Below are 26,507 nucleotides of genomic sequence, written 5' to 3'. Positions count from 1 at the left end.
AGGGAAGGCGAAACGCTACGGGTTCTCTTCGTGCTGTCCCTTCTGCTCACCGGCCTTGCGCATCATTTTATCTGCATACATCTGCGCATCGGCATGTTTGAAGGTTTGAGGAATATCGCTGCCCCTGTTTGCCGTGGCAACGCCCATCGAAAAATGAACGGCATAGGCGGGGTTGGCCTGATTAAAACGTTGCTGACAGCTGCGGATCCGCCTGATGACCTGAAGGGCGGCCTCCTCATCGGTTTTTGGCAACAACAGTGAGAACTCATCCCCACCGATCCGTGCCAGGGTACCCTCTGCCCCCAGGGCCTCACTCAGAACTTTTGCCACACTGACAATCAGATAATCACCGGCATCATGGCCGGCTGTGTCGTTCACCTGTTTCAAGCCATCCACATCAACAATGACAATACTGACCGGCACCTGCAGGCCATTCTGTAACCTGTTAAATTCTGAATCAAAATAAGATCGGTTATACAGACCGGTCAGGGAATCATGGGTGCTGACATGTTCCAGATGCAGCTCGGCTGATTTTCGGGCGGAAATATCCTCAAGCATGGTGATGATGTAGGGGGTAGCAAAGTCACTGGTAACTGCGAAGACCGTCAGCATGACCCACAACGAGATGCCATCACTGCGCACGTACCGTTTTTCAATATTGAAATAGGTGCGCCTGCCCTCAACCAGGTCTTTGATCAGCTCATCATCATCCTGCTCACCATCGGGGATTGAGATATCCGACAGGTTGTAACGGGTCAGATCGTTGATGCTGTAGCCCAGCATGGTTTCAACGGCGTGGTTTGCATCAAGGATCTTGCCCTGCTCGGTGACGATCATGATGCCGGTTACCGACTTGATAAAGATATCCTTGTACAGCTGCTTGCTGTTTTGCAGCACGCGAGCAAAGGCGGTCTCCCGCTCCAGCTTCAGCCTGAGCTGCTCCAGCTCTGCCTGATACTGTCGCAGCCTGCTGCAGACGGCGCCCAGTTCCTCAGCAAAACCCAGCTCCGCCGGAACCTGTTCGGGCACCTCCCCTGAGGCGAGCAGCTTCAGGTAGTTGCCAAGCGCGGATAATGTTTCACGATCAGTAGCACGCATACCCGTCTGTATACCTTACAATCAGTAGTCAGACAATCCTTGACAATCACACCCCACTGAAACGCCCTCCAGCTGCAACTTTTTTTGACCGTCGTCATGGCGCCACCAGATAGAGCGTACTAGCGTAGCGACATTCCGACCAAGGAGGAGTCATGCGTTACCCTATCATCACCCTGATCACCTGTCTGCTGATTACATCACGAGCCGAGGCATTTGAATGTAAGGTCTGCCACAGCAAAAACCCGGCCATGGTCAGGATGCACACCGCGTTGCGCGGCCAGGGCTGTTTCGGCTGCCACAAGCCGGGTGACAAGCTGATGGGCAAAGGCCAGCCCAAGGATCGTGACAGCCTGCTTAAACGCCGCCAGAGCGAGGAAATCTGCCTGCCCTGCCACCGTCAAACAGCCGGCGAACAACCAAAAGACTGATTTCGTCTTTTATTTGACCACCGTCATGCATTTAGTACTGAAACAACGCTACGGTGATACCAGAAACGATCAAGGAGGCAGCCATGCAATTCGCAAACGAACTCGGCAACCAGGCCATACAGGACGTACTCACCAACCACCCGGAGATCGGCGCTATCCTCGCCCGCTTTGACATCGGCTGCATCACCTGCAAGGTGGGCATCTGCCTGCTGAAGGATGTGGTCTCGATCCACGGACTGTCCAAAGAAGATGAAGCAAAGATTGAACAAGAGATAAACAACCATCTGAAAACAAAAGGAGCATAATCATGGGAAATCTGGGATGTGGCTGCCCCGGCAGCATGGCACGCGTGATTGAACGTACCGAAACTGAAACCAACACCAGCATCAAGGCCCCCTCGGAACTGCGGCAGTGGCCGGTGCAATTGCACCTGCTGCCACCTACGGCACCGTACTTCAAGGATGCCGAACTGCTGGTCTGCGCCGATTGCGTCGGCTTTGCCATGGGCAGTATGCACGCCGACCTGCTGAAAGGTAAAGCCCTGGCCATCGCCTGCCCCAAGCTGGATGATACGGCGCCCTACATCGAAAAACTGGCCCAGATCATCAATATCAACAACACCCCCAGCGTAACGGTGGCCATCATGGAAGTGCCCTGCTGCCGCGGTCTGTCGATGATGGTGGCCGAGGCGGTGAAACAGAGTGGCCGGGAGGTGCCGGTGGAGACCGTAATCATCGGTGTGGATGGTGAAAGGAGGAACTGATGGCAACCAACATCACGCAAACCCTGGTTGATGAACATAAACTGATCCTACGGATGATCGCCTTGCTGGATCAGAATGCGCCCAAAACCGCTGCCGGTCAGTACACCAACTGGCAGTTCTACCTGGATGGCATCGACTTCATCCGTCAGTATGCCGACCGCTTTCACCATGCCAAGGAGGAGGATGTGCTGTTCGAAGCACTGGTGGCAAACGGGATGCCCCGTGAGCACAGTCCGGTGGCGGCCATGCTGATGGAGCACGACCTGGGGCGCTCCCATGTACGCCAGCTGGAGGAAGCGGTGCGTGAGGCCCAGGCTGGCCGCAGCGAACGCTACCCCGTAATAGCCGAACACGCCCTGGCCTATGCCGAACTGCTCAAGGACCATATCGCCAAGGAAGATACGGTGCTCTACCCCCTGGCGGAACGGGTGCTGCCGGAGGAGATGCGTGCAGACATCCTGCAGCGCTATCAGACTGCAGAACAACGCATACCGGAAGGTTTCAGCCAACACTACGGCCAGATTGTCGAACAGTACGAAATCAGCTGAAGGTACCTGTTATAAACAGTTTTTCAGACCGCTTGCCCCACTAGGGGGCAGGCGGTTTTTTTCTATTTAATTCACCGGCAAAAAACGTTTTTTTGACATGGGTCAAGGCTGCGATAAACTATTGTTTTATGATCGCGATACAATCAACCGAGGCGAAAGGGGGAAGCCATGAAGCTCGTGTGCGGTATAAGCTGTCTGCTCATCATGTTGCTGACCATGATCACTGAACCGTTTGCAGACCAGGCAGCCGATGCAGCCGTGGCGGGTGACGCCAAACGGGGCGCGGCCCTCTTTTCGGGCTCTCTCCCCTTTGCCAAAGGGGCTGCCCCCTGCGGGGCCTGTCATGCCCTGACAAACCGGGGCGTCAACGGCGGAAAGATGGCCGGTGACCTGGGCGATCTGTTCACCCCCGACGGTGCCGATGTCATCAAAGATGCCATTGTGGCCATCGAAGCCCCTGCCATGAAAAAGATGTATACCGCCCACCCCCTGTCCGACCAGGAATATGCTGATCTGACTGCCTTTGCCCGCCAGCCGCTGCCGGAACACCAGCCGGCGCCGGGCCGGTCATTGCCCTTGGCCGGCTTGGGTGCTGTCGGACTGTTTCTGATCGGATTCGCACTGTACAAGAGGAGGATTTCCTGATGGCCGACAACCGGATCAAAGACAAGAGCTGCTGTGGCGGACGGGATTGGGAAGAGTTCTATCGTAACCGCTGGCAGTACGACAAGGTGGTGCGCAGTACCCACGGCGTCAACTGCACCGGCGGCTGCAGCTGGATGGTGCATGTCAAGGACGGCATTGTCGGCTGGGAGCTGCAGGCCAACGACTACCCCCAACTGAGCGGTGATATTCCAAACCACGAACCGCGTGGCTGTCCGCGTGGTATCAGCTACTCCTGGTATCTCTACAGTCCGCTGCGGGTTAAATATCCCTACCTGCGCGGTGCGCTGCTGGATCGTTGGCAAGAAGCCCGCGCACAGCATGACGACCCGGTGGCCGCCTGGGCCAGTATTGTCGAAAATCCCGACAAGCGCGCCAGTTACACCTCCCAACGGGGCATGGGCGGCTTCCGCCGAGCCGATTGGGAAACCGTGGTGGAGCTGATCGCCGCCTCCACGGTCTATACCTCCAAGAAACATGGACCAGACCGGATCATCGGCTTTACCCCGATCCCGGCCATGTCCATGATCAGCTATGCCGCCGGCACCCGTTTTCTGCAACTGCTGGGCGGGGTCTGCATGAGCTTCTACGACTGGTACTGCGACCTGCCGCCGGCCTCACCCCAGGTCTGGGGCGAGCAGACCGATGTCTGCGAATCGGCGGACTGGTACAACGCCTCCTACATCGTACTGTGCGGGGCCAACCTGCCCCAGACCCGCACCCCCGATTCACACTTCATGACCGAGGCCCGCTACCGTGGCGCCAAGGTAGTGGTCATGTCACCGGACCTGAACATCGCCAGCAAGTTTGCCGACACCTGGCTGCCGGTGGAGCAGGGCCACGACGGCGCCTTCTGGATGGCCCTGAACCACGTACTGCTGAAGGAATTTTACGTTGATCGCCAGGTGCCGTTTTTTGAGGACTACGCCCGCCGCTACACCGACCTGCCGTTCCTGGTGAAGCTGGAACAGCGCGATGGCATCTGGCAGGCCGGCGAACATCTGCGCGCCTCTGAACTGGAGCGCAGCGCCGGGATGGAACAGGGTGAATGGATCCTCTGCGTCTCGGACAGGGACGGCGCCATCCGCATCCCCAAAGGCAGCCTGGGGATGCGCTGGGATTCCAAACCGGGCAACTGGAACCTGGACATGACCGACGTGCTGGACGACCAGCCGATCGACTGCGCCTTAAGTCTGCTGGGCGATCGGGCAACCAGCGTCTGTTTCCGCTACGAGGGTGAGCAGGATGCCCTGCGTGAAGTACCCTGCCGCAGCATCAAAACCGTGAACGGCGAAGTACTGGTAACCACCGTTTTTGACTTGCTGTTGGCCCAGTTTGGGGTATCCCGTGGCCTGGGTGGTGATTATCCGGCCAGCTACGATGATGACAAACCGTTCACCCCGGCCTGGCAGGAAAAACATACCGGGGTCGGCCGTGAAACCCTGCTGCAGATCGCCCGTGAATGGGGCGAGAACGGCGAAAAGAGCACCGGCCGCAACATGGTGATCACCGGCGCCGGTGTCAACCATTGGTATCACAACGATCTGATCTACCGTTCCTTCATCACCGCCCTGCTGTTGACCGGCAGCGTCGGGCGTAACGGCGGCGGCATGGCCCACTACGTTGGTCAGGAGAAAGTTGTGCCGCTGGCCCCCTGGACCGCCGTGGCCATGGCCCAGGACTGGGTCAAGCCGTCGCGACTGCAGAACACCCCCAGCTTCTGGTACATCCATTCCGACCAGTGGCGCTATGACCGCAACTTTACCGACTATTTCAAGCCCGAAACCGGTGAAAATATTCCGGCCCATGCGGCCGATGTCAATGCCAAGGCGGTACGGCTTGGCTGGCTACCCTTTGCGCCGCACTTCAACGACAGCCCGTTGCGGTTGATGCAGCAGGCCCACGAGGCCGGAGCAACCGACGATGCAGCTGTCCGGGCCTGGCTGGTTAAACGGTTGCAAAGCGGCGAGACCCGTTTTGCCATTGAAGATCCTGATGCGCCGGAAAACTTCCCCCGCCTCTGGTTCATCTGGCGTTCCAACGCCATCTCAGCCAGCGCCAAGGGCCACGAATACTTCCTCAAACATGTACTGGGCGCACCCAACAGCACGGTTACGGCCAGCGAGGTTGCCAAAGACCAGGTCACGGAACTGGTCTGGCGCGACAAGGCCCCGGAAGGCAAAATGGACCTGATCGTGGACCTGAACTTCCGGATGGATACCTCCACGGTCTACTCGGACATCATCCTGCCGGCCGCCACCTGGTACGAAAAATCGGATGTCAACACCACTGACATGCATTCCTTTGTCAACTGCATGGATGCGGCGGTGCCGCCCTCCTGGGAATCCAAGGCCGACTGGAAGATCTTCAGCATGATCGCCAAAAAGGTCAGCGAACTGTCTGCCCCCCACTTCCCGGAACCGTTCAAGGATATCATTGCCGCCCCGCTGCTGCACGATACGCCGGGCGAGATCGCCCAACGCCGGGTGAAGGACTGGAAACAGGGCGAGTGTGAGCCGATACCAGGCAAGACCATGCCCAACCTGGCCATCGTGGAGCGCGACTACGTCAATCTGTACAACCGCTTTATGTCGCTGGGTCCCAACATCGCCCATCTGGGGGCCCACGGGGTCAACTGGGATGCCGACGATGTCCATGCCGACCTGCTGAACAGGCTGCCGACCCGTTCCTGGGGTGGCAAAACCTATATTGACCTGGAGGATGAGCGGAACGTAGCCGATACCCTACTGGCCTTTGCTCCTGAAACCAATGGCGAACTGGCCGTTCGGGCCTACCAGAACATGGAGGCCCGCATCGGCAAACCGTTGGCCCATCTGGCCGAAGGCAGCCGAAATGTCCGGATCAGCTGGGATGACATCACCCGCCAGCCGCGCCGTTTTCACAATTCACCGGTCTGGAGCGGACTGGTCGATGGCGGTCGTCCCTACTCGCCCTATGTGCTGAATGTGGAGCATGGTGTGCCTTGGCGCACCTTGTCCGGCCGTCAATCACTCTATCTGGACCACCCCTGGTACACCTCGTTCAACGAAGGGCTGCCCACCTTCAAGGGCAAACTGCCTGCTGCGGTGTTGGACGAGCTGCAGGAAGGAGCTCAGGACGGTCTGGTGCTGAACTTCCTGACCCCCCACGGCAAGTGGGGCATCCACTCCACATATACCGACAACCTGCGGATGCTGACCCTCTCCCGCGGCGGCCAGGTGGTCTGGCTGAACCATGAGGATGCGGCCCAGGCGTGCATTGAAGACAACGAAGGGGTGGAGCTGATCAACAACAACGGGGTGGTGGTCTGCAAGGCGATCGTCTCGTCCCGGATCCCCAAGGGGTCGGTCTTCATGTATCACGCCCCGGAACGGACCATTAACATCAAGAAATCCCGCAAGACCGGCAAGAAGGGTGGCGTCCACAACAGTCTGGCCCGGATCCGCCTGAAGCCGACCCTGATGCTGGGAGGCTATGCCCAGTTTTCCTATTATTTCAACTACTGGGGGCCCACCGGGGTCAACCGCGACTGCTATGTGGTGGTCAGAAAGTTGAGGGGGTGAGGCGATGAATGTCAGATCTCAACTGGTGATGGTATTCAACCTGGACAAGTGCATCGGCTGCCACACCTGCAGCATCGCCTGCAAGAATATCTGGACCGACCGCCAGGGCGCCGAATACATGTGGTGGAACAATGTCGAAACCAAGCCGGGCATCGGCTACCCCAAAAACTGGGAAGATCAAGAGCATTATAAAGGCGGTTGGATCAATGATGGCGGCGAACTGCGCCTGAAGGGGCTGGGCAAAGGCCCCACCCTGCTGAACATGTTCTTTCAGCCGAACATGCCGGCCATTACCGATTACTACGAACCGTTCGACGTGGATTATGCCAACCTGCACGGCGCCCCCAAGGGGGATGATCAGCCGACCGCCGATATCGTCTCACAGATATCCGGCCAGAAGATGGAGGAGGTTACCAGCGGCCCCAACTGGGACGACGATCTATCCGGCTCGGGCCAGTATGCCGCCAACGACCCGAACCTGGCCGACGCCTCGATCATCGAAGACTACGGCCGGATCTTCATGCAGTATCTGCCCCGGCTGTGCAACCACTGTCTTAACCCGGCCTGCGCCGCCTCCTGCCCCTCGCGGGCCATTTACAAGCGTGGCGAAGACGGCGTGGTGCTGGTTGACCAGAATATCTGTAAAGGCTGGCGTTTCTGCACCAGTGCCTGCCCCTACAAGAAGGTCTATTACAACTGGACCACCGGCAAGGCCGAAAAGTGCATCTTCTGCTTCCCCCGTACCGAAACCGGTCAGTGCAACGCCTGTTCGCACAGCTGCGTCGGCCGGATCCGCTACCTGGGGGTGCTGCTGTACGATGCCGATGGGGTGGAACAGGCACTGAAACAACCTGACGACAAACTGGTTGAGGCCCAGCGGGCGTTGATCCTTGACCCCCACGATCCGGCGGTGCAGCAGGCGGCCCGTAAAAACAACATACCTGACCACTGGCTGGATGCGGCCTGCAACTCGCCGGCCTACACCCTGGTGAAGGAACAGGGGATGGCCCTGCCGCTGCATGCCGAGTTCCGCACCATGCCGATGGCCTACTACATCCCGTCGCTCTCGCCAGTGATCGCTAAGCATGGCGATCTACACGAGGTGGCGAAACACGGCCTGATCCCTGCTCTGGAGCAGTTGCGGGTGCCACTCGACTATCTGGCAAGCCTGCTGGGTGGCGGTAATCAGCAGGTGGTGGCGCAGTCACTGGCCAAGCTGATTGCACTGCGGGTCTGGATGCGGGCCAAAAATCTGGGCGAAACCGCCGACCCGGCGCTGTTGGCCGAGGCCGGCTTGGACGAAACCTCCGCCACCAAGCTGTATCGCCTGTTCACCGTGGCCAGCTACCGTGAACGCAGTATCATCCCGGCGCAACAGCGCGAATCCGAGCAACCATACCTCCGCAAGGGAGGCCGCGGCTTTGGCGTCCTCAAGACACCGCGGGGTGGCGTATGAGCAGAACCGACGTGTATCAGGCGCTCGCCGCCATGATCGCCTATCCCCGTGACCGGCAGGAACTGCTGGACAGCTACGCCGTGGTTGCCCGTCATCTGCAGGAGCGGGGGTTGACGCTGCCGACGGCTCCGTTTGGCGAAACCGTGACCAGCTCATCGCTGGCTGAACTGCAGGAGACCTATGTGGCGCTGTTCGATTTCAATGCCGCCCTGGCCCCCTACCTGGGACATCACCTCTATGGCGACAACCAGAAGAAAGGGGCCTACCTGATCGGCCTGAAGGGTGAATTCCGGCGCTTCGACTTCACGCCGGCCAGCAACGAACTGCCGGACCACCTGGAGATACTGCTGCGGTTTCTGGCCCATCTGGATCAGCACGAGCGGCCCGCCTTCCTGCGCAGCCAGGTGCTGGCAGGACTGCACAAGCTGGAACAGGCCTTTGCACAGCGTTCCGACTGCCCGTGGGCTTATACCATTGCGGCAACCGGCGCGATCTGCGCTGCTGACTGCGAGGAGGTGACGTCATGCTGAATACCCTGGTCTTTGTGATTCTGCCCTATGTGGCCCTGACACTGGTGCTGGCGGTCACCCCCTATCGCCTGTTTACCAACCGCCTGCGCTGGTCGTCCTACTCAACCCAGTTTCTGGAGCGCAAGGCGCTCTACTGGGGGATCAATCCCTGGCACTACGGCATCATTCCGGTGCTGGCAGCCCACCTGTTTGCTGTCATCTTTCCTGCTACCACCTCCCGGCTGGTGGGTGACCCGACCCGGCTGCTGGTGGTTGAAGCCACCGGACTGGGGCTTGGCATCATGGCGCTGATCGGCTGTCTGATCCTGATCCTGCGGCGGGCCAACGCACCGATACTGAACAAGGTTACCTTCTGGGCTGATTGGTTGGCGCTGCTGCTCCTGCTGCTCCAGACCGCCAGCGGCATTGCGGTGGCGATCACCAACAGCTGGGGGGCCCAGTGGTATCCTGCCACGGCAACCCCGTACCTGCGCTCGCTGCTGATGCTCAACCCGCAACCTGAGTATCTGATCGGCATCTCCACCATCTTTACCTTGCATGTGGCCGGCGCCTTCCTGCTCTTGGCAGTACTGCCGTTCACCAAGCTGGTGCACCTGTTGTTCCTGCCGCTGGATTTCCTCAAGGACCCGCCGATTCCGTACCGCTGGCATTCCTTGCCGGAAAACAGCAAAGAATAGAGGCCGCCGATGGCATCCCAGACCCACAAACAGCTTTCAGTCCTGACCGGCAGCACGCTGGCCTTCACGGTCTGTTTCGCGGTCTGGGTGATGTTTTCGATCATCGGCATTCCGATCAAGATCAGCCTGAACCTGAACGAGACCCAGTTTGGCCTGCTGACCGCCACCCCGATCCTGTCCGGTTCGCTGATCAGACTGCCGCTGGGGATGTGGACCGACAAATACGGTGGCCGGATTGTATTTCTGATATTGATGCTCTGCACGGTACTGCCGATCTATGCCATCGGTGATGCCACTAAATATTGGCATTTTCTGGTGTTGGGGCTGTTAATAGGTGTGGCTGGCGGCTCGTTCTCAGTGGGGATCAGCTACGTGGCACGCTGGTTCAGCAAGGCCCGCCAGGGGTTTGCCATGGGCATCTTCGGTGCCGGTAATGCCGGGGCCGCCGTAACCAAATTCGTGGCCCCCTCGCTGGTAGCCGCCTACGGTTGGCAGATGGTGCCCAAGGTGTACGCTGTGGCGATGCTGATAACCTGCGGCCTCTTCTGGCTACTAACCTATTCCGACCCATCTCACCGGGTCGGTTCATCGGTCACCATGCGAGATCAATTGCTGGCCCTGAAAGACCCGCGGGTCTGGCGCTACTGTCAGTACTACGCCATGGTGTTCGGCGGCTATGTCGGGCTGTCGCTCTGGATGACCAAGTACTACATCAGCGAGTATGGCCTCTCGATCCAGACCGCAGCGCTGGTGGCAGCCATCTTTGTGCTGCCCTCAGGGGTAATCCGCGCCCTGGGCGGCTGGGTCTCTGACAGGGTCGGCGCCCACGCCGTAACCAACGCCATCCTGTGGATCTCATGGGTCTGCCTGTTTCTGCTCTCGCTGCCCCAGGGGGGCTTTACGGTCAAGACCACACAGGGACAGGCCAATTTTGTGGTTGGCCTGAATGTCTGGGTGTTCACCGCGCTGCTGTTTGTGGTCGGTATCGCCTGGGGATTCGGCAAGGCCTCGGTGTTTAAACATATTGCCGACGAATACCCCAAAAACATCGGGGTGATCTCCGGGATCGTCGGTTTGATGGGCGGCTTGGGCGGATTTGTACTGCCGATTGTGTTCGGCGCCCTGGTTGACCTGACCGGTATCCGCAGTTCAGCCTTCATGTTCCTGTTCGCCATGACCTGCCTGTCGCTGGTGCTGATGTTTTTCAGCAGCTCCAACCGCAAAGGTTCACAAAAATTCAAAATCGCTGAGATTCTCGAATAACGGATCAGCACAAGGAGCCTTCCATGGCACGCATACTTACCACCTGGACACCTGAAGACAAGCAGTTCTGGGAACAGCACGGCAAAGCCGTTGCCTCCCGGAACCTCTGGATATCGATACCGGCTCTGCTGTTGGCTTTCGCGGTCTGGATGGTCTGGTCGATGGTGGTGGTGAAACTGCCGGATATCGGCTTCAGCTATACGCCGAACCAGCTGTTCTGGCTGGCGGCCCTGCCGGCGCTCTCCGGCGCCACTCTGCGTATCTTCTATTCCTTCATGGTGCCGATCTTCGGCGGACGGCGCTGGACCGCCATCAGCACCGCCTCGCTATTGCTGCCGGCCATCGGCATCGGTTTTGCCGTGCAGAACCCAGGCACCAGCTACAGCACCATGGTTGTTTTGGCACTGCTGTGCGGCTTCGGCGGCGGCAACTTCTCCTCCAGCATGTCCAATATCAGCTTCTTCTACCCCAAGGCCCAGAAGGGCACCGCACTGGGAATGAACGCCGGACTGGGTAACCTGGGGGTCAGCACCATGCAGTTCCTGGTGCCGGTGGTAATCACTTTCGGCCTGTTCGGCTCATTGGGCGGAGAGCCGCAACTATGGGTCAAAGGGGCGATCACCAAGCAACTCTGGCTGCAGAACGCTGGCTTTGTCTGGGTGCCGTTCATCGTGATTGCCACCATCGCAGCCTGGTTCGGCATGAACGACATCGCATCGGCCAAGGCATCCTTCAGCGAACAGGCGGTGATCTTCAGACGCAAGCATAACTGGCTGATGTGCTGGCTCTACCTGGGGACCTTCGGCTCCTTCATCGGTTTTTCAGCCGGCTTTGCACTGCTCACCAAAAAGCTGTTCCCGGCGATCGATCCCACCCAGTACGCCTTTCTGGGGCCGCTGGTGGGGGCGATTGCCCGGCCGATCGGCGGCTGGATTGCGGACAAGCTGGGCGGCGCCAGGGTCACCTTCTGGACCTTCATCGGCATGGTGCTGGCGGTCTTCGGCGTGCTGGCCTCCATGCCAACCGCCACGAGCGCCGGCAGCTTTATCATGTTCATGGTCATGTTCATGCTGCTGTTCACCCTGACCGGCGTTGGCAATGCCTCCACCTTCCGGATGATCCCGATCATCTACCTGACCGAGCATCAACGTGCTACAGTCGGACGTGATGAGGCCCAGATCAATGTCGACGCTGCCAAGGAGGCGGCTGCGGCGCTCGGTTTTGCAGGAGCATTGGGGGCCTATGGTGGTTTCTTCATCCCCAAGAGTTTCGGCACCTCGCTGGCCATGACCGGCAGCCCCAGTGCAGCACTGTACGGCTTCATCATTTTTTACGTCAGTTGCATTCTCATGACCTGGTGGTATTACAGCCGCAAGAACGCCCCGATGCCCTGTTGACAACAAAGGAGAACGAATCATGGAACAGCTTGAAACCTTCCTGCAGCAAACCCTGAACGAATCCCAGGACGCCATCCTGATTGCCGACCGGCAGGGAATCATCCGCTACTGGAACGCCGGCGCCGAGCGGATCCTGGGGTTTACGGCCGCCGAGGCGATCGGCCAATCATTGGATCTGTTTATTCCGGAGAAGCTGCGGGGACGTCACTGGGAGGGCTACCACCGGGTGATGGCGTCTGGTGAAACCAAGTACAAGACCGGCCTGCTCTCATCACCGGGGGTTCGCAAGGATGGCAGCCAGGTATCGCTGGAGTTCAGCATGGTACTGCTGCACGACGATGACGGCACCATGCAGGGCTGCGCCTCGATCATGCGGGATGTGACCGAGCGCTGGCTGAAAGAGAAGGAGCTGAAGCAACTCTTGGCGGATTGTGAAACTAAATTGACGACGGGTTAATCACCACCCCCACCGCCAGAGGGCCAGGATCAGGACGATCAGAAACACGATGGTCAGGTTCATGTAGGCCATGGTGTAGAACACCCGCAGGTGCAGCGGAGTTTTCTCCGCGCGGTAAGCAAGCAGCTTGCCAACCACCGGCAAGCGCTGTAGACGATCCTCATCGTGGGGAGCCTGTTTCAGCGCCTCGCTCAGGTCCATGCCGGCGTTGTGACGCGCCATATGCTGACCCTGTTTCCACAGGGCGCTGGCGGTTGCATCATAAATCAGGCCGTTATAGACAAGGTAGGCTGGCCGTCCCTCCTTGCCGTCACAGACGCTAAGCTCGGCGCTGGTCATGTCGCCGCCCGTAACCAGCGTGGCTGATGCCTGTATATTCTTTTTGAGACGCGGACCGATCACCGTCACGACTACTGCGGCTGACGAGACCATGACCAGATACAACCCAATCTTGACTAGCAACAGCAGGCCAAAACGGGTGTGCAGCAACACCTCAAGGGAAGGGACACGGTAGTAGGTCAGTACCAGGCCGGTCAGCCCCATCACCAGCATCGACAGGACGCCGACCCGCACTTCACCGCGCGGCAGACCGCTGGCGGCATAGGCCGGTTTCAGCACCAGGTGGACGTACAGGATGGTGCCGAACCAGAGGATAGCGGTCAATAGATGAAGATAACCGACCGCCAACCGGAAGCCTTTTACAGCCGTGGGCATCGTGCCCGGCTGCGACGGAGGATGCTGCTCGGCACTGAACGCCTTCCCGTCGGCAGTCAATTCACCGCCGCCGCCAGGGTCCAGATGACATGCGGAACAGGCCAGGCCGGTTTGCCGGGCATACTCTTCCGTGGCACAACCGACAGCGGGCAACACGAGCAGCACAAACAAGATAATGCAGGACAATGAATGCTTCATGGCAGGTGTCAATCTCCGGCGTCTGAAGGTAGCTACTGGAACGATCATACAACAAACTGCTCCTGCTGCAAGGAGCACGGGGAATGAGGAGTTACTGCGATGAAAAAAACTGCAACAGCTGAAACGACCATCGGCGAAATTGTTGCCGCTGATTATCGAGCAGCAGAGATTTTTGAAAAACATGGGATCGACTTCTGTTGCGGAGGCAAGACTCCCCTTGCCGAAGCCTGTAACAACAAGGGGCTCAAGCTTGAGATACTCATGAATGAACTGGCTTCGCTACAAGCTGAACCGGTTGATCGAGGCCAGAACTACTCAGCTTGGTCGCTTTCATTTCTTGCCGACTATATTGTCAACACCCATCATGAGTATCTCAAGGAAAACGATGATCAGATCGTCGCCTATACCCAAAAGATCGCATCAGTACATGGTGCGCGCCATCCCGAAGTAATCAAGATTGCGGTTATTTTCGAGAAGATCGCCACAGATCTGGTTGCGCACCTCAAGGAGGAGGAAGAGGTATGCTTCCCGGCGATCAAGCGGGCGGAAGCCGCAAGTATAAGCGGCAACCAACCTGACACCAAAGACCGTGAAACGATCAAGAATTCCCTGGTCCGGCTTCATCGCGAACATGAAGAGGTCGGTGACGCCATCCATGAAATCCGCGGCCTTGCCAACGGTTTCAGCCTACCGGATGACGTTTGCAACACCTTTATGCTTACCTATCGGAAGCTGAATGAATTCGAAGAGGATCTCCACAAACATGTGCATCTGGAGAACAACATCCTCTTTCTCAAGGCGGCGACTCTTTGAATTTGTGGGGAGTGCCTGCACTTCAATTCGGCCTGTTTACACGTTCAAAATCATTAAAGGAGGTACAAAGGCATGGGTAAAACAGTGCGCGTCGATCAGGATGCATGCATCAGTTGTGGACTCTGCATAGACAACATCCTACTACACCTCCCGTCCCTCCCCGGTCTCCTCATGGGTGACACCGTCGCGAATGTGGTAAATCCGTTTGAAGGTGGGAATGATCTTTTCATCATGGGTCACGACAATGACAGCGGTCTGGTACTGCTCGGCCATCTGGTTGAGGATGCGGATCACCGCCAGGGCCCGCTGGCTGTCCAGGGGCGCGGTGGGTTCATCGGCCAGGATCACCGGCGGACGGTTGATCAGCCCCCGTGCGATGGCCACCCGTTGCTGCTCACCGCCGGACAGCTGCGAGGGCATGGCGCTGATCCGATGCTGCACCTCCAACGCTGTCAAAAGTTCATGGGCCCGCGCACGGGCCTCCTGATTGGCCACGCCGGCCAGCATCGGTAACAGGGCTACATTGTCGGTCACATCCAGGAACGGGATCAGGTAGGGCGCCTGAAAGACAAAACCGATCTTGTCCCGACGCAGGGCCCGCAGATCCTTCACCTGCCAGCCGTTGTCGTAGATCACCTCGTCCCCCAGCACCATCCGGCCGGCAGTGGGGTCGATCACCGCCCCCAGGCATTTCAGCAAGGTGCTTTTGCCCGAACCTGAAGGCCCCACCAGTCCCACCACCTCGCCGGGCGCCACCTGCAGATCGACCCCTTTCAAAGCATCAACCGCCGTATCGCCACTGCCGTAGCGTTTTGTAAGGCCTTCGATCCGAATACCCTTGCCCTGCCCCATCGTTATCCTCCTATCGCTTCAGCCGGATCAACCTTAAGCGCCATCCGAATGGCGACCAGACTGGCCAGCAGACAGATACCCATGACCACCGCAAAGCCGATCAGGGAGTCAATCGGCACCAGCAGCACATACTTGGGAAAATAGGGTGCCGCAAAGGTGGCGCTGATCTTGCCGACCACAAACCCGATCACCCCCAGGGCCAGTGACTGCTGGACGATCATGGCGGCGATGGTACGGTTACGGGTGCCGATCAGCTTGAGCACGGCAATCTCCCTGATCTTGTCCATGGTGAGGGTGTAGATGATAAAGGCCACAATGGTGGCGCTGACCAGGGCCAGGATCACCAGAAACATGCCGATCTGCCTGGCCGAGGTGGCGATCAGCTTGCCCACCAGGATCTCTTCCATCTGGGCGCGAGTGTAGACGGTCAGCCGTTTCCAGCGTCGGATCGATTCGGCCACCTGCTCCGGGTCATGACCTTCCTGTACGGTTACCAGCACCGCATTGACATAGGGATTGCTGCTCTGGGAGGCATGCAGGGCATCGAGCAGGCCGGGAACACCGGGGCGATTGAGCGAGGGGTTGGCCTCGGTGCGCCGCCTGTTCTGCCAGATGGCGTCGTTGTCTTTTAAAAATTGGGCTTCCTGGGCATCTTTCAGCGGGATAAAGACCATCGGGTCGCCGCTGGAGGAGACCATGCGACGGGTCAGGCCGACCACGGTGTAACGATTGCGGCGGATATCAAGCTGGTCGCCAACCTTGAAGCCGGTGGCCAGGTCGGCCACCGCCTCGTAGTGGCCACGGGTCATCTGACGACCGGCCACCAGGTAGGTCGGCCAGCCCGGCAACGTGCCGGCCATGCCGGGCGCCACGCCGACAACCATCGAGCGCACATCAGTAGCACCTTTACGCACCTGCATGGTCAGGTAGGTCACGTTGGCGGTCTGGGCCACTCCCGGCATCGAGCGGATGCTGCGGTACAGATCGTCGTAAACACTGGATGATTCGGCATAGGGTCCCAGGGTATTACGCTGCACCACCCACAGATCGGCGCCACTGTTGTCCAAAAGTGCCCGGCCGTCAGCGACCATTCCCCGGTAAACCCCGGCCATGACCAGCGTCACGCCGATCAACAAACCCAGACCGAAACCGGTGAAGACGAATTTTCCCCAGCCGTGGAGAATATCACGTCCGGCAAGACTGATCATCGCCGGGCTCCGGGTATCTGTGCTACCTGTCTGATGCGGCTGCGGGGCGTAAGCGCCCGCTCGCTGTAGATCACCACCTGCTCTCCGACGGCAAGCCCTTCCCGCACCTGCACCCGTCCTTCGAGATCGGTCGCCCCCAGCATGACAGGCGCAAAGCGCAGATCGCCATTGCTGATCAGCCACACCCCGATGCGATTATCCAGACGGCGGATGGCGGCGTTGGGGATCACCGGGGCAGCCGGCAGCGATGGCAGATCAATTGTCACTTCCGCAACCTCTCCCACCGGCGGCAGTTGGGCCGGCACCTGCTCAAACACCACCTTGGCCAGGGTCTCTTCAGTCACCAGATCGGCCTTCGGTTCAAGACGGGCCACCCGTCCCTTCAGCACCTGCCCCTTGCGTGAACGCAGCTCGATCTGTGCCGGCAGCCCGGCAACGATCCCTGCCGCGCTGATCTGATCAAAGCGGACATTGATCCAGAGGGTGGCGGGATCAATCACCTCAAGCACGCCCTGACCGGCAACCACCGTAGTGCCTGGTTCCAATTCACGCTGCGCAACCAGACCGTTAACCGGTGAGACCAGATGCAGGTTACGCCGTTGTGCCTGCAAGGCGGCAAGCTCGGCCCTGGCGCGAACCGTCTCTTCCCGTGCAGAAGCCAGCACCGCATTGGCGATCGCCAGTTCCTGGCGCTTGGCAAGCACCAGTTCCTCACTGGCAGCACCAACAGTCAGCAGCTCATCATATCGACGCCCCTGACCAGCGGCATACTGCTGGCGAGCCTCAGCCTCAAGCAGCGCAGCTTCTGCACGTTTGATCGACGCCTGTTGCGACCGGATACGATCGTCAAGGTCGACCGGGTCCATCTCGCCCAGCACCTGACCGGCCTTCACCAGATCACCGACCTGTACCTCGACCCGCTTGATCCTGCCGGCAACGGTAGGGCCTATCCGGTAACTGTAACGGGCCTCCACGGTTCCCACCCCGAACAATGCCGGCGTTATCTCCGCAGACTGAACCGTGGCCAGCGTCACGGCAACCGGCGCCAACGGCCCGGAGCGCAGCGCCACGTACACAAACAGCAGCAGCATCGGCACGATCAGCGCCACCAGGACCAGGGTACGTCGTTGTAGAGCCGACAACTTCATAGCTTCCCCTTTTTTGTAAACTGGTACTCAGACACCTGCAAACCTTTGGAGCACCTCATCAGGCAGACGGTCTTCGATACGGTCCACCCGGCTCGCACCGGCAGCAAAGATGATCGCCACGATACTAAACCTTCCCTTGCTGGATTTAACTACAAATTTATGAAGAATTGACTTCAGTCAAATCTGTGGCAAAAATAGTTATGTATACACGTGGAACGTATCAGAGCCAGCTGCATGCAGGCACACCACATTTCGCGTCGAAGGGGGGTGAAGGGATGGGCATTTTTATTCGTAACACGCGGCTTCAGATCGCGGTGATAGCAGCAATCTGCGCCGCAATCCTGGGGCTGTACCTGGTGCTGGGACCACCGCACCTGATTGCCATGTCGGAATCACCGGCGTTCTGCGCCAGTTGTCACGTCATGGAGACGCAGCATACCGCCTATTTGCACGCCGGTGCCCATCGTCGCTTCAAATGTGTGGACTGCCACCTGCCCAACGACAATCTGGTCTCACACTACGTCTGGAAGTCGATCGACGGCATGAAAGACGTTATCGTCTTCAACTCAGGCAAAATCTCCGATCCTATCAAGATATCAGAGCATGGCGCCAAGGTGCTGAAGGCCAACTGCATCCGCTGCCACAGCACGCTGGTCTCGCAGATGGACACCTCGCGCAATTGCTGGAGCTGCCACCGTCGCGTCACCCACACAGGAACCGGCGCCATAGCAACCAAACCGATTTAGCACATACGCATCCAGGAGGATTGAACATGAAAATGAAACTGTTGGCATCACTCGTGGCCGCTGCCCTGTGTGGGGCGCTGGTCACCGCCTGCGCACCGCCCAAGGCCGAACAGGCCAAGATCGCCGAAATTCCGGATGGCACCATCGAGCCGGCGGTCTGGGGCAAGAACTACCCTGAGCAGTACGAGACCTGGAAGGACACGGCAAAACCCACCCCGGAAGGCAAGAGCAAGTACAAAAAAGGCAACGACGGCGGCAAGGTCTACGACAAGCTGTCCGAGTACCCCTTCATCGCCCTGCTGTTTAACGGTTGGGGATTCGGTATCGAGTACAACGAGCCCCGCGGCCATGTTTATATGATGAAGGATCAGGCCGAAATCGACCCGTCCCGCCTGAAGGGCGGCGGCGCCTGCCTGACCTGCAAGACCCCCTACGCACCGCAGCTGGCCGAAAAACACAAGCTGGGCTACTTCTCGGTGCCGTACAAAGATGCCGTCAACTTGATACCGAAAGAACATCAGGAGTTGGGTGTGGCCTGTATCGACTGCCACAACAACAAGGATATGGGCCTGAAGATCTCCCGCGGCTTCACCCTGACCAAGGCGCTGGACAAGCTGGGTGTCGATCAGACCAAGCTGGCCAACCAGGACAAGCGCACCCTGGTCTGCGCCCAATGTCACGTAACCTACGTTATCCCCAAGGATGCCGAGATGAAGTCACAGGATGTGTTCTTCCCCTGGGACGGCAGCAAGATGGGCAATATCCCGATTGAAAACATCATCAAGAAGATCCGCAGCGACAAGTCTTACGGCGAGTGGACCCAGGCGGTAACCGGCTTTAAGCTAGCCTTTATCCGCCACCCTGAATTCGAGATGTACTCCAACCAGAGCGTACACTGGATGGCCGGTGTCTCCTGTGCCGACTGTCACATGCCCTACACCAAGGTGGGCAGCAAGAAGATCTCCGATCACCGCATCATGAGCCCGCTCAAAAACGACTTCAAGGCCTGCCAGCAATGCCACAGCGAATCACCTGAGTGGTTGAAGCAGCAGGTGATTACTATCCAGGATCGGGCCGCTTCCCAGTACATCCGTTCCGGCTACGCCCTGGCTACCGTGGCCAAACTGTTTGAGCTGACCCACAAGCAGCAGGCCGCCGGCAAACAGATCGACAAGAACCTTTACGATCTGGCCAAAGATCACTATGAAGAAGGCTTCTACCGCAACCTGTTCTTTGGGGCCGAAAACTCCCTGGGCTTCCACAACCCCACCGAGGCGATGCGGATCCTGGGCGATGCATCCATGCATGCCGGCAAGGCAGAGGCCCTGTTGCGCCAAGCGCTGACCAAGGCGGGGGTTGACGTGCCGGTCAAGGTTGATCTGGAACTGCCCAAGTACCTGAACAACCGCGGCGTTAAGAAGCTGATGTTCAAACCTGAGCAGGAGCTGAAGGACCCCTACGGGCCGCAGAAGTAACCTTGCCCGCAACAGCCAGCCAAAAGGGGTGGCGGCACCTGCCGTCACCCCGCTGAGCAGACGCTCAGCAACCTTGACAAATAGGGTGAAATCACTGAAAGATGGCAGCTCTCTCATCATACAAGGAGCTGCCATTTTTTATGACCACCACTGATCTGACCTGGAACACCGCCCTGCTCTACCCTGCCCCTGACGCACCTGAGCTGGAAGCGGATCTATCTTCCTTTGAACAACTGGCCAACGACTTCCGCGCCACCTATTTCGAGCAGCTAGCCAGCCTGGACGCTGCAGCCGTCCTGCAGGCCATTCAGCAGTATGAGGCGATGCAGACCCGCATGGCCAAGCCGTTCTGCTACGCCCACCTGCTGTTTGCCAGCGACTCCGGCAACGAGGTCCATCGTGCTCTGTCGCAGCGTTGCTCAGAACTGGGCAGCCGCCTGTCCCAGACCCTGTTGTTCTTTGATCTGGAACTCATGCACCTACCTGACGAACTCTTCGGTCAGGTATGCAGCCTGCCCGATGCTACGAGTTACGTCCATTTCCTGGAAGGTATCCGCAGGTTCAAGCCCTATACCCTGCAGGAAAACGAGGAGCGCCTGCTGACCCGCAAGGACCTGACCGGCAGCCGGGCCTTTACCAAGCTGTTTGACGAGCTGTCCGCCTCACTCAAATATCAGATGGAGTTTGAAGGAGAGCTGAAGGAGTTCACCGGCGAGGAGTTGCTGTCCCTGCTGCACCACCCCTCCCCGGACGTGCGCTACAACGCCCAGACCTGTTTCCTGGAAAAACATGCCGAATCGGGCAATGCCCTGGTTTTTGGCACCGTATTCAACACCATGGCCCTGGATCATGGCCAGGAGATGGAACTGCGCGGTTACGGTTCACCCATCCAGCCCACCAACATCGGCAATGAACTGACCGATGAGGCGGTGGAACATCTGATGCAGACCACCGAGGCCAACTACGGTCTGGCACAGGATTACTTCCGTCTGAAGGCCAAAATGCTTGGCATGGATAAGCTGCGCAACTGCGATGTCTATGCACCGGTGGCCGAGGTGCAGAAGAAGTACGACTTTGAGGAGGCCCGCGATCTGACCGTGGCGGCTTACCGGGAATTTGACCCGCAATTTGGCGCCATCGTGCAGGACTTCTTCGACGAACGCCGGGTGGATGTACTGCCCCGGCCCGGTAAGTCGGGGGGTGCCTTTGCCATGGGCATCTCGCCGGTGGACCCGCCTTTCCTGCTGCTGAACTTCACCAACAACCTGCGGGACATCGCCACCATCGCCCACGAGGCCGGCCATGGCCTGCACTTCGTGCTGTCCCAGAAGCAAAACAGCTTGAACTACCATGCCCCGCTGCCGTTGGCTGAGACCGCCTCGGTGTTTGGCGAGATGCTCTTGACCCGCATGCTGCTGGATACGGAGCAGGACCCGGAGGTCCGCAAATCGCTCTTGTGCGCTAAGATTGAGGATATCATCGCCACCACCTTCCGCCAGACCGTACTGACCCGTTTTGAGCTGCGGCTGCACAAGGAACGGCAACAGGGCCTGCTCTCCAACGAGCGGATCAGCCAGATCTGGCTGGAGGAAAACGGTAAACTGTTTGGTGACGCCGTAGAGATGATCCCGGCCTATAGCTGGGGCTGGTCCTACATCAGCCACTTCATTCACAGCCGGTTTTACTGCTACTCCTACACCTTTGCCGAACTGCTGGTGCTGGCGCTGTATCAGCAGTATTGTGAAACCGGTGATGCCTTCAAACCAGGTTACCGTGCGCTGCTGGAGTCAGGCGGAGCCCTGTCGCCGGCCGACACCGCCAAGCTGGCCGGCATCGACATCGAAAGTTCCGGCTTCTGGCAAAAGGGCTATGACTTCCTGGGCGGCCTGATCGCGGAACTGAAAACAACGCTGTAGTGCTTGCAGACTACCTTGCCAATGCTATAAGGATTGCATCCTCTGTCAGAGAAAAGACACCATGAGCCCTGAACCAAACCACCAGCATCAGACGTCACGCAGTTCGGATTTTGTCAGAAAATATCTGACCGGCATCTTCCTGATCATCGGCCTGATCGTGCTATCGGTATTCTGGGGCTTCAGCTACCGCTCCAACGCCCTGATCAAGAACCAGCTGCTCAAACAGGGGCAGGCCTTTTTCAAAGAGGTGGTCATCACCCGTGAATGGGCAGCCAAGCATGGCGGCGTCTATGTCAAGGTGACGCCGGATACGGTGATCAACCCCTATCTGCTCAAGATTCCCGGTCTCAAGGTTGTGATTAAAGATCAGCAGGGCGTAACCTACACGCTCAAGAACCCGGCCTTGATGACCCGCGAGCTGTCTGAACTGGCTGCTGAAAAGGGCGTTGTGCATTTCAAGATCACCAGCCTGACCCCCTTAAACCCCAACAACCGGGCCGATGGTTTCGAACAGGCCGCGCTGCAGGCCTTTACCCAAGGGCAACAGGAATATTTTTCCTTTGAGGGCAGCGGCAAACAGACTTTTTTCCGCTACATGGCCCCTTTGGTCACCACCAGGCCCTGTCTGCGCTGCCATGCCCAACAGGGCTATCGGGAGGGCGACATCCGTGGCGGCATCAGCGTCAGCATGCCGGCCAGCGAGATGCTGCAACAGATCAAGATCAATCGCGTCTATATCATCCTGATCGCCCTCGCCATCATCGCCCTGATCTACGCCATCATCCGCTACATCTCGCGGGTCTTCATCGGTGACCTGAACCGGGCCGAACAACAATTGCAAGAGATGGCCAACCGCGACTTTCTGACCAGCCTGCTCAACCGGCGCGAGGCCTATCGACGGATTCAGGAGGAGATGGCCCGCTCCGTACGCACCGGCCTGCCACTGTCCTTCATCCTGTTTGACATTGACCACTTCAAGCAACTGAACGACAGCCACGGCCACAACGCCGGCGACATGGTGCTGACGCAACTGGCGGTCAAGCTGATGGCCGCCCTGCGGGACTACGACATCGCCTGCCGCTACGGTGGTGAAGAGTTTCTGGTGGTGGCTCCTGAAACCGACGAAGAGCAGGCCTTTAAGCTGGCTGAACGGCTGCGGGCCACCATTGCCACCACCTGCTTCACTACCGAGGATCAAGAGCTGACTCTCACCGTCACCATCAGTGTCGGCGTTGCCCAGCTCAAACAGGGTGAAACCATCGAGCAGGTCATATCCCGCGCCGACGGCGCCCTGTACCACGCCAAACATACCGGCCGCAACCGGGTGGTAGCGGCCTGACACCACCTTCTTCAACGGCTGCCCAACCCGGGCAGCCGTTTTTTCTCCTCTCTTCGACCAGCCACACCTTGACTTATCCACAGGCCGTGCTTACCTCATAACTAGGTGCCACAAGCGCCGATGAAAGGAAGGACCGCCATGGACATCAACCGTTTTACTCAAAAATCCCAGGAGGCTTTATCATCTGCCCAGACCAAGGCCACCAGCTACGGCCACGTGGAGGTGGATGGTGAGCACCTGCTGTGGGCCCTGCTGGCCCAGGGAAATGGCCTGATCCCCCGCATACTGACCAAGATGGACATCGACCTGGCTGCCCTGCAAAAGGCAGCCGAGGCTGAACTGGATCGACGGCCTCGGGTTTCGGGACCTGGCGCCGAACCAGGCAAGATCTACGTATCGCAACGGTTTTCGCGCCTGCTGGTGGCGGCCGAGGCCGAGGCCAAGCGGCTGAAAGACGAATACGTCTCGGTGGAACATCTGTTGCTGGCCCTGATGGCCGAAGGCGAGGCCAGCCCGTCCGGCAAACTGCTGAAACAGTACCGCATCACCCAGGACAAGCTGCTGGCGGCCCTCTCCGAGGTGCGGGGCAACCAGCGGGTGACCTCTGCCAACCCTGAGGAAACGTACGAGGCACTGGAAAAGTACGGTCGCGACCTGGTCAAGATGGCCCGCACCGACAAGCTGGACCCGGTGATCGGCCGCGATGAGGAGATTCGCCGCGTGATCCGGATCCTTTCCCGCAAGACCAAAAACAATCCGGTGCTGATCGGTGAGCCGGGGGTGGGCAAGACCGCCGTGGTGGAAGGGTTGGCCCAGCGGATCGTCAAGGGTGACGTGCCTGAAGGCCTCAAGGACAAGACCATCTTTGCCCTGGATATGGGCTCCCTGATCGCCGGGGCCAAGTACCGCGGCGAGTTTGAGGAGCGGCTCAAGGCGGTCCTGAACGAGGTCAAACAGGCCGAAGGCCGGATCATCCTGTTCATCGACGAGCTGCACACCATCGTCGGGGCCGGCAAGGCCGAAGGGGCCATGGATGCCGGCAACATGCTCAAGCCGATGCTGGCCCGGGGCGAACTGCACTGCATCGGCGCCACCACCCTGGACGAGTACCGACAGAACATCGAAAAGGACGCCGCCTTGGAACGGCGCTTCCAGCCGGTGATGGTTGACCAGCCCACGGTGGAGGATTCGGTCTCGATCCTGCGGGGCCTCAAAGAACGCTTCGAGGTGCACCACGGGGTCAAGATCCAGGATAACGCCCTGGTGGCGGCCGCCACCCTCTCCCACCGCTACATCACTGAGCGCTTTCTGCCGGACAAGGCCATCGACCTGGTGGACGAGGCCTGCGCCATGCTGCGCACCGAGATCGACTCGCTGCCCTCGGAGCTGGACACCATCTCCCGCCGGGTGATGCAGCTGGAGATCGAAGAGCAGGCCCTCAAAAAAGAGAAGGATCAGGCCAGCCGGGAACGGCTGGAAAACCTGCGCAAGGAACTGGCCGAAGAGAAGGAAAAGGCCGCCGCCATGCGGGCCCAGTACGATGCCGAAAAGGTTGCCATCCAGCGGGTGCAGGGGTTGCGGGAACAGATTGAGAAGACCCGCCGCGAGATCGAACAGGCCGAGCGTTCCTACAACCTGGAGCAGGCTTCTAAACTGAAGTACTCCGAACTGCCCGGCCTGGAGACCGCACTTAAGAACGAAGAGACGAGCCTGAATACCAAACAGGGCGGTCAGAAGTTACTGCGGGAAGAGGTGACCGAAGATGAGATCGCCGAGATCGTGGCCCGCTGGACCGGCATTCCGGTGACCAGACTGGTGGAGACCGAACGGGAAAAGTTGCTCAAGCTTGACGAGATCCTGCACCAGCGGGTGGTGGGCCAGGACGAGGCGGTACAACTGGTGGCGGACGCGGTGCTGCGGGCCCGCTCCGGCATCAAGGACCCCAAGCGGCCGATCGGCTCTTTCATCTTCCTGGGCCCGACCGGCGTGGGCAAGACCGAACTGGCCCGCACCCTGGCCGAGTCGCTGTTCGACTCGGAAGAGAATATGGTGCGGATCGACATGTCGGAATACATGGAGAAGTTTGCCGTGTCGCGGCTGATCGGCGCCCCTCCCGGTTATGTGGGCTATGAGGAGGGAGGCCAGCTGACCGAGGCGGTACGGCGCAAGCCCTACTGTGTGCTGCTGTTTGACGAGATCGAGAAGGCCCACCCCGACGTCTTCAACATCCTGTTGCAGATCCTGGATGACGGCCGGGTCACCGACAGCCATGGCCGCACGGTCAGCTTCAAGAACACCGTGATCATCATGACCTCCAACATCGGCGCACCGCACCTGCTGGAGGGTATCACCCCGGACGGTGATATCAGGGAGAGCGCCCGCATTGCGGTAATGAACGAGTTGAAACATGCCTTCAGGCCCGAGTTCCTGAACCGGGTGGATGACATCGTGCTGTTCAAACCGCTGCACCTGGACGAGGTAACCCGGATCGCCGGTCTGCTGGCCCAACAACTGATTGAACGACTGAAAGAACGCCGGATCACCCTGGATATCAGTGATGAGGCATTAAAACATATTGCCAAAGCGGGCTATGACCCGGTTTACGGTGCTCGACCCTTAAAGCGCTACCTGCAGCGTGAACTGGAGACCAAGGTGGCCCGAGCCATCATCGCCGGCCAAGTAACGGATGGCGGCACCATCTCAGTCGCACTTGCAGACGGCGTATTGGTCATTCGCTGAGCATACCAGCTGCACCACACCCACAACCCGCCAGCGTTGCCTGACATCCGGGGCACGTTGGCGGGTTTACCCTTCTGTGCCCTTCCCCTCATTTGCAATTTTGCAATTCAGTTAATCGCCCAAAACCATATTTGCAACTTTGCAAATTGCAGCACCGCATGAGCATTTATACATCTCCCCATATTTTCAGCATGTTACAAGACAAAAAGCATTTATTTCACTCTGGCATAGCAGTTGCTAAGTAGAAGGCATGCAGAACAGACCTATCTGTCCATATTACGGTTTAAACGACGATCTGTGCGATGTGGGATGCGGCTACATATCCCCACACGACGTGAACATGATCATCCGCTATTGCAATAAACAGTTTACTGAATGCGCCAAATACCTGGAACTGGCTGACCGCGTACCACTGACCAGTACCCTGACGGCAGTACCGGCCTAACGCCCAAGGAAACGACCATGCTCTATCATCTGTCCACCAGCTTGCACCCTGTACTTATTGTGGGAGCCCTC

24 protein-coding genes are annotated in these 26,507 nt (G+C 58.7%); 19 read left to right on the top strand and 5 right to left on the bottom strand.

Annotated features, from left to right (window positions below):
- Positions 1 to 15: 15 nt before the first annotated feature.
- Positions 16 to 1,098 carry a sensor domain-containing diguanylate cyclase gene (locus tag RBQ93_RS09310; RefSeq protein ID WP_320371834.1) on the bottom strand — a complete coding sequence of 361 codons (1,083 nt, stop codon included), beginning with the start codon at positions 1,096 to 1,098 and terminating at the stop codon, positions 16 to 18.
- Between the two features lie 152 nt (positions 1,099 to 1,250).
- Between RBQ93_RS09310 and RBQ93_RS09305 the strand changes: the two genes are divergently transcribed.
- From RBQ93_RS09305 to RBQ93_RS09250, 12 genes are all read left to right on the top strand, one after another.
- A complete protein-coding gene (locus RBQ93_RS09305; protein WP_320371833.1) occupies positions 1,251 to 1,526 on the top strand; it encodes a cytochrome c3 family protein in 276 nt (91 codons plus the stop codon).
- 83 nt (positions 1,527 to 1,609) lie between these two features.
- On the top strand, positions 1,610 to 1,831 hold the full coding sequence (locus RBQ93_RS09300) for a hypothetical protein (RefSeq protein ID WP_320371832.1): 222 nt from the start codon (positions 1,610 to 1,612) through the stop codon (positions 1,829 to 1,831).
- Between the two features lie 2 nt (positions 1,832 to 1,833).
- A complete protein-coding gene (locus RBQ93_RS09295; RefSeq protein ID WP_320371831.1) occupies positions 1,834 to 2,289 on the top strand; it encodes an iron-sulfur cluster-binding oxidoreductase in 456 nt (151 codons plus the stop codon).
- The gene (locus tag RBQ93_RS09290) at positions 2,289 to 2,837 is read left to right on the top strand and encodes a hemerythrin domain-containing protein (protein ID WP_320371830.1); all 549 of its coding nucleotides are present in this window, start codon (positions 2,289 to 2,291) and stop codon (positions 2,835 to 2,837) included. The genes RBQ93_RS09295 and RBQ93_RS09290 overlap by 1 nt, the downstream gene beginning before the upstream one ends.
- Positions 2,838 to 3,005: 168 nt before the next feature.
- Complete coding sequence (locus RBQ93_RS09285) at positions 3,006 to 3,482, top strand: hypothetical protein (protein WP_320371829.1); 477 nt, start codon at positions 3,006 to 3,008, stop codon at positions 3,480 to 3,482.
- Positions 3,482 to 7,063 (top strand): nitrate reductase subunit alpha, encoded by a 3,582-nt coding sequence (locus RBQ93_RS09280; protein WP_320371828.1) that lies wholly within the window; start codon positions 3,482 to 3,484, stop codon positions 7,061 to 7,063. Before RBQ93_RS09285 ends, RBQ93_RS09280 begins: the two co-directional genes overlap by 1 nt.
- A gap of 4 nt (positions 7,064 to 7,067) precedes the next feature.
- Entirely contained in the window at positions 7,068 to 8,519 is a 1,452-nt protein-coding gene (gene narH / locus RBQ93_RS09275) for a nitrate reductase subunit beta (protein ID WP_320371827.1), read from the top strand.
- On the top strand, positions 8,516 to 9,049 hold the full coding sequence (narJ, locus tag RBQ93_RS09270) for a nitrate reductase molybdenum cofactor assembly chaperone (RefSeq protein WP_320371826.1): 534 nt from the start codon (positions 8,516 to 8,518) through the stop codon (positions 9,047 to 9,049). Before narH ends, narJ begins: the two co-directional genes overlap by 4 nt.
- On the top strand, positions 9,043 to 9,726 hold the full coding sequence (locus tag RBQ93_RS09265) for a respiratory nitrate reductase subunit gamma (protein WP_320371825.1): 684 nt from the start codon (positions 9,043 to 9,045) through the stop codon (positions 9,724 to 9,726). The genes narJ and RBQ93_RS09265 overlap by 7 nt, the downstream gene beginning before the upstream one ends.
- A gap of 9 nt (positions 9,727 to 9,735) precedes the next feature.
- Positions 9,736 to 10,989, top strand: coding sequence for a nitrate/nitrite transporter (locus RBQ93_RS09260; RefSeq protein ID WP_320371824.1), 1,254 nt, complete (start codon positions 9,736 to 9,738; stop codon positions 10,987 to 10,989).
- Between the two features lie 23 nt (positions 10,990 to 11,012).
- The gene (locus RBQ93_RS09255) at positions 11,013 to 12,386 is read left to right on the top strand and encodes a NarK family nitrate/nitrite MFS transporter (RefSeq protein WP_320371823.1); all 1,374 of its coding nucleotides are present in this window, start codon (positions 11,013 to 11,015) and stop codon (positions 12,384 to 12,386) included.
- Positions 12,387 to 12,405: 19 nt separating this feature from the next.
- Positions 12,406 to 12,843, top strand: a complete 438-nt coding sequence (locus RBQ93_RS09250) for a PAS domain S-box protein (protein WP_320371822.1) — start codon at positions 12,406 to 12,408, stop codon at positions 12,841 to 12,843.
- On the opposite strand, the gene RBQ93_RS09245 is transcribed toward RBQ93_RS09250, so the two are convergent.
- Complete coding sequence (locus RBQ93_RS09245; protein ID WP_320371821.1) at positions 12,844 to 13,755, bottom strand: cytochrome b5 domain-containing protein; 912 nt, start codon at positions 13,753 to 13,755, stop codon at positions 12,844 to 12,846. It lies immediately after the preceding gene.
- A 99-nt stretch (positions 13,756 to 13,854) separates the two neighbouring features.
- Between RBQ93_RS09245 and ric the strand changes: the two genes are divergently transcribed.
- Positions 13,855 to 14,568 (top strand): iron-sulfur cluster repair di-iron protein, encoded by a 714-nt coding sequence (gene ric / locus RBQ93_RS09240; protein ID WP_320371820.1) that lies wholly within the window; start codon positions 13,855 to 13,857, stop codon positions 14,566 to 14,568.
- Between the two features lie 141 nt (positions 14,569 to 14,709).
- Here the strand turns inward: ric and RBQ93_RS09235 are convergent, their stop codons facing one another.
- From RBQ93_RS09235 to RBQ93_RS09225, 3 genes are read right to left on the bottom strand one after another with little or no spacing between them, the layout of a single operon-like run.
- Entirely contained in the window at positions 14,710 to 15,420 is a 711-nt protein-coding gene (locus RBQ93_RS09235) for an ABC transporter ATP-binding protein (RefSeq protein ID WP_320371819.1), read from the bottom strand.
- Between the two features lie 2 nt (positions 15,421 to 15,422).
- Complete coding sequence (locus RBQ93_RS09230) at positions 15,423 to 16,628, bottom strand: ABC transporter permease (RefSeq protein ID WP_320371818.1); 1,206 nt, start codon at positions 16,626 to 16,628, stop codon at positions 15,423 to 15,425.
- On the bottom strand, positions 16,625 to 17,776 hold the full coding sequence (locus RBQ93_RS09225) for an efflux RND transporter periplasmic adaptor subunit (protein ID WP_320371817.1): 1,152 nt from the start codon (positions 17,774 to 17,776) through the stop codon (positions 16,625 to 16,627). Before RBQ93_RS09225 ends, RBQ93_RS09230 begins: the two co-directional genes overlap by 4 nt.
- Positions 17,777 to 18,051: 275 nt before the next feature.
- Here RBQ93_RS09225 and nrfH point away from each other — a divergent pair, with 275 nt between their 5' ends.
- The 6 genes from nrfH to RBQ93_RS09195 all read left to right on the top strand — a co-directional run bounded on the left by nrfH (position 18,052) and on the right by RBQ93_RS09195 (position 26,436).
- Complete coding sequence (nrfH, locus tag RBQ93_RS09220) at positions 18,052 to 18,522, top strand: cytochrome c nitrite reductase small subunit (RefSeq protein ID WP_320371816.1); 471 nt, start codon at positions 18,052 to 18,054, stop codon at positions 18,520 to 18,522.
- 26 nt (positions 18,523 to 18,548) lie between these two features.
- Positions 18,549 to 19,997 (top strand): ammonia-forming cytochrome c nitrite reductase subunit c552, encoded by a 1,449-nt coding sequence (locus RBQ93_RS09215; RefSeq protein WP_413818374.1) that lies wholly within the window; start codon positions 18,549 to 18,551, stop codon positions 19,995 to 19,997.
- 140 nt (positions 19,998 to 20,137) lie between these two features.
- Positions 20,138 to 21,913 carry a M3 family oligoendopeptidase gene (locus RBQ93_RS09210; protein WP_320371815.1) on the top strand — a complete coding sequence of 592 codons (1,776 nt, stop codon included), beginning with the start codon at positions 20,138 to 20,140 and terminating at the stop codon, positions 21,911 to 21,913.
- 61 nt (positions 21,914 to 21,974) lie between these two features.
- Positions 21,975 to 23,252, top strand: a complete 1,278-nt coding sequence (locus RBQ93_RS09205; protein ID WP_320371814.1) for a diguanylate cyclase — start codon at positions 21,975 to 21,977, stop codon at positions 23,250 to 23,252.
- A 138-nt stretch (positions 23,253 to 23,390) separates the two neighbouring features.
- Complete coding sequence (gene clpB / locus RBQ93_RS09200) at positions 23,391 to 25,991, top strand: ATP-dependent chaperone ClpB (protein WP_320371813.1); 2,601 nt, start codon at positions 23,391 to 23,393, stop codon at positions 25,989 to 25,991.
- Positions 25,992 to 26,241: 250 nt separating this feature from the next.
- Positions 26,242 to 26,436 (top strand): hypothetical protein, encoded by a 195-nt coding sequence (locus tag RBQ93_RS09195; protein WP_320371812.1) that lies wholly within the window; start codon positions 26,242 to 26,244, stop codon positions 26,434 to 26,436.
- Positions 26,437 to 26,507: the final 71 nt, after the last annotated feature.

This window comes from Trichlorobacter sp. (assembly GCF_034008105.1).
Classification (GTDB): domain Bacteria; phylum Desulfobacterota; class Desulfuromonadia; order Geobacterales; family Pseudopelobacteraceae; genus Trichlorobacter.
This window is presented reverse-complemented; position numbering and strand designations above follow the sequence as displayed.